Origin of the sequence: Bremerella cremea, from assembly GCF_039541315.1 — a bacterium.
In the GTDB taxonomy this organism is placed as follows: Bacteria; Planctomycetota; Planctomycetia; order Pirellulales; family Pirellulaceae; genus Bremerella; species Bremerella cremea.
On record NZ_BAABFZ010000004.1, the window covers coordinates 332,535 to 345,608 of the forward strand.

At 57.5% G+C, this 13,074-nt stretch carries 10 protein-coding genes; 1 reads left to right on the forward strand and 9 read right to left on the reverse strand.

Annotation, left to right across the window (positions count from 1 at the left end; translation table 11 throughout):
* Positions 1-22: 22 nt before the first annotated feature.
* From ABD890_RS16030 to ABD890_RS16070, 9 genes are all read right to left on the reverse strand, one after another.
* Positions 23-985: an NAD-dependent epimerase/dehydratase family protein gene (locus ABD890_RS16030; RefSeq protein ID WP_345091745.1), complete on the reverse strand. Its 963-nt coding sequence runs from the start codon at positions 983-985 to the stop codon at positions 23-25.
* A gap of 33 nt (positions 986-1,018) precedes the next feature.
* Positions 1,019-1,756 (reverse strand): sugar phosphate nucleotidyltransferase, encoded by a 738-nt coding sequence (locus tag ABD890_RS16035; RefSeq protein WP_345091748.1) that lies wholly within the window; start codon positions 1,754-1,756, stop codon positions 1,019-1,021.
* Complete coding sequence (locus ABD890_RS16040; RefSeq protein ID WP_345091751.1) at positions 1,744-3,117, reverse strand: glycosyltransferase; 1,374 nt, start codon at positions 3,115-3,117, stop codon at positions 1,744-1,746. Before ABD890_RS16040 ends, ABD890_RS16035 begins: the two co-directional genes overlap by 13 nt.
* 10 nt (positions 3,118-3,127) lie before the next feature.
* On the reverse strand, positions 3,128-4,186 hold the full coding sequence (locus ABD890_RS16045; protein ID WP_345091754.1) for a polysaccharide deacetylase family protein: 1,059 nt from the start codon (positions 4,184-4,186) through the stop codon (positions 3,128-3,130).
* A gap of 15 nt (positions 4,187-4,201) precedes the next feature.
* The gene (locus tag ABD890_RS16050; RefSeq protein WP_345091757.1) at positions 4,202-5,635 is read right to left on the reverse strand and encodes an O-antigen ligase family protein; all 1,434 of its coding nucleotides are present in this window, start codon (positions 5,633-5,635) and stop codon (positions 4,202-4,204) included.
* Positions 5,622-6,761 carry a glycosyltransferase gene (locus tag ABD890_RS16055; protein WP_345091760.1) on the reverse strand — a complete coding sequence of 380 codons (1,140 nt, stop codon included), beginning with the start codon at positions 6,759-6,761 and terminating at the stop codon, positions 5,622-5,624. Before ABD890_RS16055 ends, ABD890_RS16050 begins: the two co-directional genes overlap by 14 nt.
* On the reverse strand, positions 6,758-8,095 hold the full coding sequence (locus ABD890_RS16060) for a lipopolysaccharide biosynthesis protein (protein ID WP_345091763.1): 1,338 nt from the start codon (positions 8,093-8,095) through the stop codon (positions 6,758-6,760). The genes ABD890_RS16055 and ABD890_RS16060 overlap by 4 nt, the downstream gene beginning before the upstream one ends.
* Positions 8,096-8,176: 81 nt before the next feature.
* Positions 8,177-9,706: a GumC family protein gene (locus tag ABD890_RS16065; RefSeq protein WP_345091766.1), complete on the reverse strand. Its 1,530-nt coding sequence runs from the start codon at positions 9,704-9,706 to the stop codon at positions 8,177-8,179.
* Positions 9,707-10,188: 482 nt separating this feature from the next.
* Positions 10,189-11,550 (reverse strand): carbohydrate porin, encoded by a 1,362-nt coding sequence (locus tag ABD890_RS16070; RefSeq protein WP_345091770.1) that lies wholly within the window; start codon positions 11,548-11,550, stop codon positions 10,189-10,191.
* Positions 11,551-11,864: 314 nt separating this feature from the next.
* On the opposite strand from ABD890_RS16070, the gene ABD890_RS16075 reads away from it, so the two are divergent.
* The gene (locus ABD890_RS16075) at positions 11,865-13,040 is read left to right on the forward strand and encodes a XylR family transcriptional regulator (protein ID WP_345091773.1); all 1,176 of its coding nucleotides are present in this window, start codon (positions 11,865-11,867) and stop codon (positions 13,038-13,040) included.
* Positions 13,041-13,074 lie beyond the last annotated feature (34 nt).

The window sequence follows — 13,074 nt, forward strand, 5'->3', positions numbered from 1 at the left end:
AAATCTCAAAAGGATCTGTCGACTAGTTGAAGTGGCGAGCGTCCTTCGGATCGGACCAACGGTTCTCTTGCAGGCACGCATGCACTTCGGTCACCCCATCGCGGACCGACCACTGTGGGACGAAGCCGAGACGCGACTTGGCCTTGGTGAAGTCGACGCGGTAGCTGCGAGGATCGGTACCAGCCGGGATCGTTTCGATCTCGGTGCCATTCACCTCCTGCTGAACCATTTCGCCCAGTTGCATCTTCTGGACGTTGTTCTCGTCGCCACCGATGTTGAACACTTCGCCCGAGACCGTTTCTGGTTCGCTGTCGAGCACCATCTGAATCGCCCGGGCGATGTCTTGCGTATGCACGAATGGCCGCCAGAACTGACCGCCGTAGATCACTACTTTCTGTTCGCGATACGCGGCCAGTGTGAAGTCGCTGACCAACAGGTCGAAACGCATCCGTGGCGAGATACCAAAAGCAGTGCTCAAACGCAGCACGGTCGGATGGAAAGTCTCGCTGGCCGACGCGAGGATCTGCTTTTCAGCTTCGACCTTCGAGCGGCTATAGACCGACAAAGGATTCAGCGGCGAGGTTTCCGTCGCGGGGGCATTTGGATCCGAGATGCCATAGTTGCTGCAAGTGCTGGTGAAGACAAATTGCTTCACGCCATGCCTCTTGGCCGACTCCAGCACCTTCATCGCGCCGTGATAGTTGATGTCTTCGGCGTTCTTCTCGTCGCGGTTGCATGCCGGTTCGCCGACAATGGCTGCCAGAAGACAGACCGCGTCATGGCCGGGGATCGTGCTGTCGAGCAAGTCTTGATCGCGCAGATCGCCTTCGATCAACTTAAAGCGTTCTTTGCCGAACAGCGGTTCGAGCGATTGCGAGCCGAACATCAGCGAATCGAGCACAGTCAGCTCGTGCCCTTGTTCGTAAAGATGCGTGGTAAGGACTGAGCCGACATAGCCGGCACCGCCAATGACCAGGATTTTCATGGATAGGGTTCCTAGGTGTAGGTTGCGTCGGTGTTAGTTCTTCGGAGTGCCGTTGGCCAGTTGGGGCTCTGGCAGGAACAAGTCGCGGTGTTCTTCGAACACGGCGCTCGCGCTGGCGTAGTCTTCGACTCGACCGATGTCGAGCCACATCGCGTCCGACATATAGACCTTTACCTTGCGGCCCAGTTCGATGAACTTCAGCACCAGCGTCGGCAGGTCGTAGTATTCGCCGGCAGGCACGATATCAAGTGCCTTGCGATTGAAGGCGTAAACCCCCATCGAAACGTCGTAAGGAAGACGCGGCTTTTCGCGATAGCCGGTCACTTCAAGTCGTTCGTCGAACTCGACGATCCCAAGATCGATCTTGGTCGAGCAGCGATGGCAAGCGATCGTCAGATCGCACTCGTTCTGCAAGTGGTACTGGTACAGCTCGCGGTAATCGAGCGTCGTCAGCACGTCACCATTCATCACCAGGAAGTTCTCTGGCAGGTCTTCCATCAGTGCCAAAGGCCCGACGGTGCCGAGAGGTTGCTTCTCGCCGGAGTACTGCAGGTCGACTCCAACCTGCTCGCCTTTGCCGAAGTAGGCCATGATCAGTTCCGCCAGGTGACCGACGGCAAGGGTTGCCGTTTCGCAGCCGGCGATCTTGAGTTGACGGAGCACGATCTCGAGGATCGGCATCTCTCCGACCGGGACGAGCGGCTTAGGGAAGTTAATCGTGTAAGGGGCCAGGCGTCGGCCGCGACCACCTGCCATAATTACGGTGTGCATGATTTAGCACCTTGCCATGTTGAAGTTGCGGCGGATTGTGCACTTTCCGCAACTGGGGAAACTGTGTCATTCGCTTGCATCGACACTCCGTTCGTGGCGAGCGAATGCGTAACCATCCTGCTACCGGTTGGCGGTCGTCCATCCGCTGCAGTAACAGGATTCCGCGCACTCGATCCATCAAGCCATTGTTGGGTGGCCTGACGAACCGCGTTGTAGTATTGATCGCGCCGCTCTCGCAGCACTTGATCGGCATATTGTTGAGCCAGCGGCAAATTCCGCTGTGACATCGCGTTGAGCTGCGAACGGTCGCTGGCCAATTCGCCGATGCGACGAGCGAGGGCTTCGGCATCGTTGGGGGCAAACAAGTTCTCTTCGGCAAGCAGTTCTGGAATGCCGCCCACGGTGGTGCCGACGCAAGGGAGTGCTCGAGCCATCGCTTCGATCATGGCACGAGGCAATCCTTCCTGGCGGGATGCCAAAATGAACAGATCTGCCTGGTCGAGTTCGGCCCGAACGGGCGGCCCGCTGGTTAGTGAACCTGCAAAATGAATCACGTCGGCACAATTCACACGACAAGCTTGTTCTTCCAGTTCACCACGATGCTTGCCGTCGCCCACGATGGTCAGGGCAACGTCGGCACCTTGCTGGCGAGCCATTGCCACGGCATCGATCAGCGTGTCGACCCCTTTGTACATCTGAGCCAACGCACCCACCGTGATCAGCTTCAATGGTCCGTTTTGCGGATCGAATTCGCGAGGCGCTTCGACGAACGACTCCGGCGGCAACTCGACACTGGAGTAATGCGTTTGAAAGCTTGCGTTGGTCGCTGGGTAGCGTCTCTGCAACGCATGCTGCGTGACATACGATGCCGCGACGGCGTTATGGCACTGTCGCTTGGTTTGTGCCGACAGGCTGCGACGGAAGTACCAACGCAAAGGATGATGAAACGCACCGGGAGCGAACACATCCCAGGGATCGCTGACCACTTCGACGCCATACGGCTTGTTCTCGCCGCGCATGCGGCGTTCTACGAGGGCCGCAATTGGCGAGTGCACTCGCATGATGATGGCATGTTCGGTTCCGGCTGCTTCGGCCACGGCTCGACGAACCGCCTTGGCTTTCTTCAGGTACTGCCAAGGTCCTTGGTAATACGGAAGGGCATGGAACGCAACCTTCGGACCGTCGACTCGGTTCCAGTGAGAAAGGGCTTCCGCGACGGGCTGGGCGCGAGCCACAATCCGCACACCATCAAACACATGCAGGTACCGTTGCCAGAACGCGTTTGGGAACTGCGTTTCGGTCCACGTGGCACCATCTGGCGTGCGGAAGAATCGGTGTTCGAGAGTGACGACAACGTCCATGGTGTACTGCTTATGCCTCCTGTGCGGTGGTGGAAGAGGACATCGCAAGCCGATCGGATACCATGCGGTCGTGGTACTCGGTCAACGTTAGGCCGACGTATCGCCCCTGGGCCGCGGCGAAGAGTGCCTCGAACCGCTCGTACAGTTGTTCGATCGAACGTTCATTCGGAAACGATGGGCTTCCGCCGGGCATCAGTTCCGACGAGTGGAACGCCATCTCCAGATAATCGCAGCCTTCCACGGGCCCTGCTTCGACCAACTTGGGCAGCAAATGGCGGTTGTTGCGGAAAGGTCGGAACCAAACATCTTGCGGTGCGATTCGATTAGCAACACGATTCAGCAACCGGGACGAACGGCCTAGTTGATGCATACACCGCGTCCAGAAAGTTTGATCGCCACGGACGATCGTCATCGGCAGTTCCAGCAGCGGCGAATTGCCGGGACGCTGGATGTCTTTCAGATCGATCCAATAGGCGTGGCTCGGAAACTCGCGGTAGTCGACCCCGGTCTCTTGGTACTTGCCAACGTACGCGTAGTTCCAACGCACGCCCGGTGTTACCGAGCAGTCGACCTGGTAACCGAAGTCGACCAGCAACTGGGCGTATGCTTCGTCGAAGCCCCAGCGGCCAGCGCGATGGCTGCGCATTTTGACCTGAAAGATTTCTTCCAGACGGTCGGTCATGCGAGCGACTTTGTCTCGCATGTCGTTTGCCGGATACTCGATCAGGCAAGGCTGTCGCTGGGCATGTTGATCGTCGAACGCCGTCAACGGTGGATTGTTCCACGCATGCAGGTGCATGCCGACTTCCCCCGTGTTTCGCGCAAGCAGATCACTAGCGAACTGCTGATAGATAGGGCACTCGACCATCTCCCAGTTCGTCAGCCACGTCGGCCGGAAACCATAGCGTTCGCACAGCGCTTGAAAACGAGGAAGGTATTCCGCATTCCGCGTGGTGATCGTGGTCGGGTTCGACCAGAGATCGTCTCCCTCGGTATCAATCGTGATCAACAGAGCAGGGCGTTGGCCGCTGTCTGGCGTTCGATCGAATTGCGGGTGGTTGTTGATCATGAAACGTGAAGGAATCTATGAAGTCGTAGCGGGAGTGGATGTCGATTGCGGAAGCTCTGGCGTTGGTGGCAAGTCAATTGCCAGCCGTAAACAAATCGCCAGGCCAAACAGGTAAAACCCAGGGAAATGCCCCATCGCCGCTACGGGATAAAAGGTCTCTTGCGTGAGCGAAGTGAACAGCAGTGCCAGGCTTCCCCACAGGTACGGATGCCCCGGCGGTTCCATCTCCCAGAGAGTTTTCAAGACGATCACCATCAGCACCAGCCCGACGCCAAGACCAATCAGGCCCATCTCGCTGACCATATTCAGCGGCTGCATGTGGGCCTGGTTGCCACGTGTGATGGCGGAACCAAAGCCATAGCCAACAACCCAGGTCCATGGCCGTTCTTCGAGCGAGTCGAGATGCCATTTCCAAATGTCGGTTCGGCCTGCCAGGTTGTCCGATTTGTAGCCCTCAAACGTGCTCGTTTGCCGAACGACGAGGTCTTCAATCTGCTGTTTGAAATCGGTCAGTCCGCGAACCTTAAAGAAGCTCGGGGCAATCAGCATCGTGGCAAAGATCGTGCAGCCAACGGTGCCTGCCCAGACCAGCGGCAAGATGCCTCCGCGGCGAACCCATGTCCAAAGACAAGGAGCCACAAGGACCAACATCGCGGCGAAACCAGCTCGGCTACCCGAAAGGAAGACGCCCAAGCTGACCGCAACCAACAGAAGCAGGTTAGCCGTATTGAATTGGCAACGCGTCAAACTCAAGTGCAGGCTGAACAGCAGCACCAACTGCACGGCAGTGTAGGCATGGTTATAACTGATGTAGCCAAGACCATCGAACGATTCGCCGAACGAGGCCCATGGTCCGCTGACATCGGGGGACTCGGGCAGGTGCGCGACGACAGATTCGTAAGTGATCGTTCCGGTATAAGTCAGCAGCACGGTGATGATCACAAACCACAGGACCGTAGTCGAAACGCCGACCAGCCAGCGTCGTCGTGTTTCGGTCAGGGGCGTGTATGCCGCACAGACAAACAAAGCGATGAATTGAATCAAACGTGCCAACTGATAGATGCCCCACTGGACCGCTTCACCCATGCGAGGACCATTCCAGTACAGCTTCGGCGAAATGATCGTTTGGGCGATCAGCGAAATTGCTGACAGCCAAAGGAAGACCATTAACCAAAAGGTGATCGTCGCCAGTGGTTTGGGAAGTCGCTCGGCTTGACGCCATTGCCAGAGACATGCTCCGGCCATAAATAGGCCTGCGAAGTCAGCGATACGCGGCCAGATCGCCCAAGACGGACCGATCGCCGCCAATGGCACCAGGTAGCCTTGGCTCAGGAAATACAAGCACAGCCCAACGAAGCACAGCGGAAGTGGCGACGAGTGATCAGTCGCTTGGGTCCGCACTGCCGGCAGCGATGCATGATGTTCCAGGGGAAGGTTACTGGCCTGCATACAACGCCTCCAACTTGCGGACGGCATTGTCGACATTGAAGCGGCTCGCTTCGATTCGTGCGAGTGCTTCGGCAGGCGTAAACTCACGAGGTCGCTGGGCCATCGTCATCAACGCGTCGGCCCAATCATCGGCCGAATCGTCGAGCGACTTTTGTTGCACCAGCGAAGGGATATGAGCAATTTCGTTGGTGACGGCCGTCGACATCAACGTTGGAATGCCGGTCGCTTGGGCTTCGAGCACCGCCAGCGGTGCCCCTTCCCACAGCGAAGGAAAAACAAACGCATCCATCGCACCACGCAGCACGGTCGTCACGTCTCGGACGATACCGGTGAACACCACTTGTTGTTCGACGCCAGCCTCGCGAACATGGGCTTTGATCTCAGGACGCAGGGGGCCGTCGCCTACTAGCAGCATTCGGATCGACGGATCACGCTTCTTTAGGGCGGCGGCGATTTCAACCAGGAACCGATGGTTTTTGGGCTCGCGGAAACCACCGATGTGTCCGAACACGAAGGCATCTTCGGGGATTCCATAATGTTGGCGAAGTGCCGATCGGTCGACGGGGTGATGGAAACCAGCAGTATTGATTCCGCAGTGCAGCACATCCCAGCGATCGTCGTTTCCCCAGCGAGGGAACAGCGAAGCACCTGCAACGTCGGACACGGCCAAACCAACCGTCGCCGAAGTACGGATCCAACGCTTGGCCGAACCTAAATAAATCCGACGGAACATGCCTGCTTTGGCCTGGTTTCGCGTCGTGTTGCTGTGGCTATGCGTGATGCGGGTCTTCACCCCGACGCTCTTCGCCAACCGCATGACAAAGCCGCTGTAATGATCGACGTGGGCATGGACGACGGAATAGCCGCCTTGCTTGATAATCTTGCGGAACGCTGGGCCATAAATCCAAGGCTTGCGCGGCGAAGGGCAGAAGTGAATCTGAGCACCGAGGGCACGCACTTCGTCGTCGTAATAGCAAGGCTCAGGGCGACTGGTGATGAAGTCGACCTGAAAGCGATCGCGATCGATCCGCTGCAGGACGTTGACCAGCCAGCTTTCGATTCCGCCCACGACGAGACCATGCACGACTTGAACGACTCGGATACGTTTGTCGTTGGAAGCAATCATGCCGATTCCTTTCGTCGCTCGCTGACCGCCCACAAGACAACCAGGGCCGAGCCAATGAATTGAGTAAATGCCCCAATGCCGGTCGCAATCGCGGCACCCATCAATCCGTACGGCGGAATTAACAGCACACAGCTCACGGCGGCAGCGATCAGAGCGGCCAGCAGCACCGGCGTTTGCACCTTGAACTTACGAGTCGCCGTCATTGCTTCCCCCAGGAACGACGTGGCAGCTTCGATCCCCAGCACCACCGACAAGCAGATCAGCACTGGCGTGTGCTGGGCGTATTCTGGCGTGAACAACAGCGAAAGGACCGTCGAGCCAAGCGTCGCAGTCAGAGCGAATGCCAACGCACCACCAGCCACAGCGATCCCGAGCAGGCGGAAGATGATGGCGAAATACTGCGAGAACTCAGCTGCTGCAAAGTGCTTGGCAAGTCGCGGCGTCACCGCTTGCCCCATCGCCAAGCTGACCATGTGACCGGCCAGCATCAGGTAGGCAATCGCGGCGTAGATCCCCAGCAGTTTGTCGTCGAGATAGTGTTCGATGAAGTATCGCGGTGCGTTGATCTGCAACGAGCCGAGCATCATCACCACGCCCATTGGCAAGGCCAAGAGAGTGAGCTGGCCGAGTTGACCCCAATCGAACAGCGGACTGAAAAGTCGCGGCTGCTCGCTTGTCTCGTCTTCTTGCTTCAGGATGTCGTCGCCAACCCAACCTCGGGCAGCCAGGGTAACCACGCCATGGCCGGCGGCCCAACCGATCGCGGCCCAGAACAGGCTTCCGGTACACCACAATAAAATGCCGAGGCCAGAAAGCGTCGCGATGCCGGCGGTAACACGAGCCATGCCACCACGATCGAGGCGTTCATGTTTCTGCACGAGGCCATACATAACATCGTTCAGGGCATCGAACGACTTACCGATTCCAATTACGAAGGCGACCGCCGCGAAGCTCCACGAGTAGCCAGCGACCAACAAGATGATTGGTAAAGTGGCCAGAGCGGCGACCGTGGTCAGCAGACGCAACGCCAGGTAATGGCCGAAGCGGTAGTGCCCCAAAGCATCGGTCGCTTGGACGGCTCGAAGCTGAAGGTTGGTCAGCAGAAACAGGGGCGCGGTGATCGCGAGCGCCAATGCGAATCGCCCGACCATGGCAGGATCGGTGGCCTTCGCTAATAAAACCAACACCGCACCTTGGCAGGCGGCAAAGGTCACGTTGCCGCCGAGCGCCCAAACAAAGTTGTGCGACAGCGACAAGCGCCGAGCCGGTGCCGGTGTCGATACCGGTGGCGAGATCGCCTCTTCGGCGGTTTCAGGGCAAAGCAAGTTGGTCATAGTGCGTATTGGCTATTGGACAACGTCGTCCAAGTGGCGGAAGCAGATGGTGAAACCAATTGCTGCGATCGCCAATTCAAGTCAGTGCGAGTTACTAGAAGCGGTATGGGGGCCTACGCCGTTTCCGTTGACCGTGGCACTTCCGTTGAGTTGTGCGGTACTGTGGCCGTTGCGCGGGGGCGATTCGAAACCATTCGTTTCGGCACCGTTGCGAGCTGCTTGGCTGTCGCGTGGATTACCGTGGGGCGGCTTGGCAGCCGACGATGGTTTGCTGGGGTTGAACTGTTCAGAGGTCAGCACGATGCCAAGACCGGCAAGCATGCCAATCACGCCAGCGAGCAGCAGAACGGTTGCCTTTTGAGGGCGAATCGCCAGCGGCGAGATTGTGGCTTCCTGCAGAATGCTGACATTGGTGATCTGGTCGGTTCGCAGGGCCTCGTCGAGACGGGCCTGTTCACGATCGCCAACGTAAGCCAGGTACTTCGATTCTAACTGGGTAACCTCGTCGGAAAGCGATCCGATCAAAGCTTCGTTTTCGTTCAATTGCTTCAGCTGGCCGGTCAGCTGAACCAACTGGCCTTGGAGCTTTCCTTGCTGGACCGTCAGCGAAGCTTCGTCCGCTTGTTTGCGGGCCAGAACGGCCTGCATCAGATTGGCACGGTTGTGCTCGGCTTCGGAGAGTGCCTGTTCGACATCCGAGACCAATTGTGAAATGGCAATCGCTTCGGGATGCGAAGAAGTGAACTTCGAGAGGATTTCTTTCTCCTGGGTCCGTAGTTCAAACAACCGTTGACGCATCGCCGCCAGGCCATCGTTCGGGGTGCCCTCGACAAACTGAGCCAACAGTTCTTCGGGGACATCTTGCAGCGAGGTCTCGAGCGACTCCACTTCTGCGGCGACGGCCGAGAGCGAGACTTCGACTTCCTGCAACCTGAGTTCCGCTTTGTCGATCTGACCTTCGACCGTATTGCGTTTCCCATCGATCGAAGCGATTCCGGCGTTCGTCTTGGCGTCGCGAAGGGCATTGCGGGCATCGGCCAATTGATGCTTAAGCAGCGACGACTGCTCTTCAAAAAAATCGTGCGAGCGAAGGTTGCGATTGATGCGGATGTGGTCCGCCAGGTAAGCATCGACGAACGTCTGCAGCTTGGCCTGAGCGTCGGTCGGGCTGAAGTCTTCCAGGTGAATGATGATCACGGTTGAGCCACGAGGCGAGTCGACCGAGATTGACTTGTCGAGATTGTTCAGAGCGAGTTGACGATCGATAGGATCGAGATCCTCGAAACCGGGTGATGTCTTCGAGAGGACTTCTTCCAACAGCTTGGTGCTGTGAAGGTGCTCGAGAATCGAGTTCATTTCGGTGTCGCGGGTCGCGGTGATGGCCACGGTGCCACCGGTCGTGGCTGTCGGATCCAGCCCCATGTTTTCGCGACCGAGACGGACGAAAAGCTTCGCTTCAGACGCGTAGACCTTCGGCAAAATCAACAGGGCGGCGATGGCCAATCCAATCACGACAGAACCGGCTAGAATTCCGCGCCACTTGAATCGCCAGCAAGCCGACAAGATGCGTCCGAACGACCATTCATCGGTAGACGTCGATTGATGCATCATGTGCTCCATGAGAACGGGGGCTGCCTCGCTATGCCTTCCCATGCTGTGACTGCTCTAGGAAGAAGAGGGGGTATGGTGTGTATGCGTTGTGCGGGTTGGATGCACTGTTCTAGTGCTATGCGTAAAGTGGGTGCATTCGATTATGCTTACGCGGTTTTCCACAATCAATAAAAACCACGCAGATTGCCCAGGAAGAGGCCTGTAGCGGGGGCCAGAGGCACGTCATTTGCCCGCGGTCAGGGCAGTGTGGCGAGTGTGGCGAAATTGAGCAGTTGAGAGAGCGTTTGGAAAACGAACTGCATTTAAAGCGAGAGATCGGGCGTTTTCTGCACGTTACGCTTTCGCCAGAATAGTTATCTTTGTGATACGGTTTTGCGATATTTCGGGTGAGGTTTTTTTCCTGGTGGAAGCCAGATTTCTTCCCAACCGAATGTGGATTCGGTCAGTGGTTTTCGGCAGTGGTCACCTGGGCAGGGGCTCGTTTAGAAGATCACCTGGCCACGCAGACCCACCACAATTGCGGTGTCCACCCGTTCGCGAGCGGAGTCGATAATCTGAATATCTGGCGTCAGCCGGAACCACGGGGTGACTTCGATGTTGTAGAAGAGCTCGGTCGTGTTTCCCGCCCCGAGCGGACCAGTGACTGCCTGGAGCAGCGGGCCAATCTCGTCGCTCGTCGAGCTGTAGTACCAACCAATACCAAACGTGTCGGCTTCACGGCCATACAGCCAGCTGTTACCCCCCAGACCGGTACTCAGGAACCAGGCGACTGGGTTCGTGCGATCGTCGGTGATCGCGGCACGGCCGAAAACGCCCCACCCCTTCGTCGGATCGCAGGCATCGACCGACAAGTATTGGTCGAAGTTGTAATACAACGCCCACGAGCCGGACTGCTGATTGATGGGGACATCGGGCAGGATGATACGTGGGTCTTGGCCAAGAGTGGTGTATTCGCGACTGTTCCACGTCCCACCAAAGGTTTGATGGCCAGGCAGGCCATAAAATTCAGTCGGCAGACGCAACTCGGCGATCAGGGCCACCCCTTCTTCGAACAATTGATTGAAACCCGCTGAATTCGCGGTATCGGTGGCGTTCATGGCCGTGAAGGTGAAATAGGGAAGCCCTTCGTCCATCAGCACAAACCCTGCCCCGAGCGTCGAATAGGGAACCGTCCGGATCAAAGCTGGGTTCACAACAAAGCCCAAGTTCGAGAACTGCGTTTTCCCGCGTCCGTGGGCGAAGGCATTCTGGTCGCCGTCGAACGTATCGAGCTTACCGGCAAACAGGGCGAACGATTCTGACAAAGCCTGCGTGAATAACACGTTCGTCAGATACAAGTCGTTGCTGTCGCTGACTGGCAGATTGGCCGAAATCGTTGGCGGAAAGAATGAACCGGTATCGTTGGCAATCGTTTGGCCAAAACGATGTTCGGCGCGAAGCTTCACGAACAAGCCTTCTCGGTTGGCGAGTTTGCCCATATCGATATTGACGACGTAGTCTCCATGCCCGCCGTAATCGAAACGCTGGTTGAGGCCGCCACTGGCTACGCCAAAGTAAAACTGCGTGACGTCGGCATCCAGCGTGATGCCATGCTGGGCAAGGCTCGAACGCCGGCCGAACCAGTCGCCGGTGAGTTGTTGCCGGCAGCACAATGATTGGCAACTTCCCGGATGACAACCAATCAGGTCGTCGCCACAACTCAGATCTTGAGCACACGAATCGTCGAATAGCAGATAGTCGACCGCTTCCCCTGCAGCGACTTCAGGGACGCCGATCCCCGGCATGCCAACGGCAGCGATCCAGAGCAGTACGTAAGACGCTCGACGAAAAGTGAGACCATCCATGGAACTCGTCCGTCCTGGCTGAACCAGGCGATTGATAGATTTCGAAGGTAACCAGCTCTCCATAGCCGGTATCCCCAAAGGCTGGGGATCTTGCTAGTGGCTTCATCGACGACCCTGGCTCTGGTTCTGCATCGAACCGCTAGCGATTGCGGGTTCAAGGAAACCTTATTCTGGCATAGGCGATGCGTCTGCTAGGAACGTAAGAATCGTCAAAACCTGTCCTACCGGCTGGCAGGTAAGCAGATTTCAATTTGTTTCTACCACGGCTAGAATCGGGCGGCTGGTCCCGCCTCTCCTCTCTATGCTTGCCACCCATGCCCGCCCAAAACACCACGCCGCACGTTGCCTTGCTGATTGAAACGTCGCGCACCTATGGTCGCGAACTGCTGCACGGCGTGCGGAAATACGTCACCGAGCAAGGTCCTTGGTCGTTGTTTGTCGAGTCGCGTTCCCTTCAGTCCCCTGCCCCGCCCTGGCTACCGGGATGGCATGGCAACGGAATCTTGACCCGCAGTGGCTCGCAGGCCATGGTCGACGCCGTCAAAGGGGCCCGAGTTCCGACGGTCGAACTGCGAGCTACGCGTCTGAAGCATTCCTTTCCCTTTGTTGGCGTCAACAACTGCTCGCTCGGCAAGCTGGTGGCCGAGCATTTTCTGGAACGTGGCTTTCGCAACTTCGCGGTCTATCAACTGGGGGAAGAAGAGTACTTTCAGCAGCGTTGCGAGAACTTCGTGCAAACGGTCGCGGACCACGGGTTTGAAGCGACAAGCTATCATCCCCGCAATCGTCGCGAACAACCAACGCAGTGGGAACGAGCCCAGCAAGAGTTGGCCGACTGGATTCATGCATTGCCCAAGCCGGTCGGCGTGATGGCGTGTACCGACCAGCTTGGCTTCTGGCTGCTGGACGCGTGCAAACGATGCGGCGCGAGCGTACCTGAAGAAGTCGCCGTGGTCGGGGTCGAAAACGACGCTTCGCTCTGCACAATGGCTTCGACACCTCTTTCCAGTGTTGAACTAAACGGCACCGCGATTGGTTACCGCGCTGCCGAGTTGCTCGATCATTTGATGCAAGGCGGAAAGCCTCCGAAGACTCCGGTCCTGGTCGAACCGCTGGGAATTGTCACGCGGCTTTCGTCCGATATCGTGGCTGTCGACGATCCAGAACTAGCCGGGGCATTGCTCTTCATGCGAGAGCATGCGTGCGAAGGGATCTCGGTTTCTGATGTCTTGAAAGCGGTGGCAATTTCACGCAGCTCGCTGGAACGCGGACTACGGCAACTGCTCGGGCGATCTCCTAACCAGGAACTGATTCGCTTGAAGCTTTTGCGAGTGGAGGAAATGCTGACGCATACCGACTTGAATTTAGCCGCCATCGCGACCAAGTGCGGCTTCCGACGCACGCAGCACTTGGCCGAAACGTTCCGGCAATGGTACGGCATGCCGCCTGGCAAGTTCCGGCTGGAGCGAAAGCATGCGACCGAGGTCTGATCGCGTCTGACAAAATAACGGAGAGCGAATACGC

Coding starts and splice junctions, on each gene's coding strand:
- ABD890_RS16030 (WP_345091745.1), bottom strand. CDS start 985: ATGAAAATCCTGGTCATTGGCGGTGCCGGCTATGTCGGCTCAGTCCTT.
- ABD890_RS16035 (WP_345091748.1), bottom strand. CDS start 1,756: ATGCACACCGTAATTATGGCAGGTGGTCGCGGCCGACGCCTGGCCCCT.
- ABD890_RS16040 (WP_345091751.1), bottom strand. CDS start 3,117: ATGGACGTTGTCGTCACTCTCGAACACCGATTCTTCCGCACGCCAGAT.
- ABD890_RS16045 (WP_345091754.1), bottom strand. CDS start 4,186: ATGATCAACAACCACCCGCAATTCGATCGAACGCCAGACAGCGGCCAA.
- ABD890_RS16050 (WP_345091757.1), bottom strand. CDS start 5,635: ATGCAGGCCAGTAACCTTCCCCTGGAACATCATGCATCGCTGCCGGCA.
- ABD890_RS16055 (WP_345091760.1), bottom strand. CDS start 6,761: ATGATTGCTTCCAACGACAAACGTATCCGAGTCGTTCAAGTCGTGCAT.
- ABD890_RS16060 (WP_345091763.1), bottom strand. CDS start 8,095: ATGACCAACTTGCTTTGCCCTGAAACCGCCGAAGAGGCGATCTCGCCA.
- ABD890_RS16065 (WP_345091766.1), bottom strand. CDS start 9,706: ATGATGCATCAATCGACGTCTACCGATGAATGGTCGTTCGGACGCATC.
- ABD890_RS16070 (WP_345091770.1), bottom strand. CDS start 11,550: ATGGATGGTCTCACTTTTCGTCGAGCGTCTTACGTACTGCTCTGGATC.
- ABD890_RS16075 (WP_345091773.1), top strand. CDS start 11,865: ATGCCCGCCCAAAACACCACGCCGCACGTTGCCTTGCTGATTGAAACG.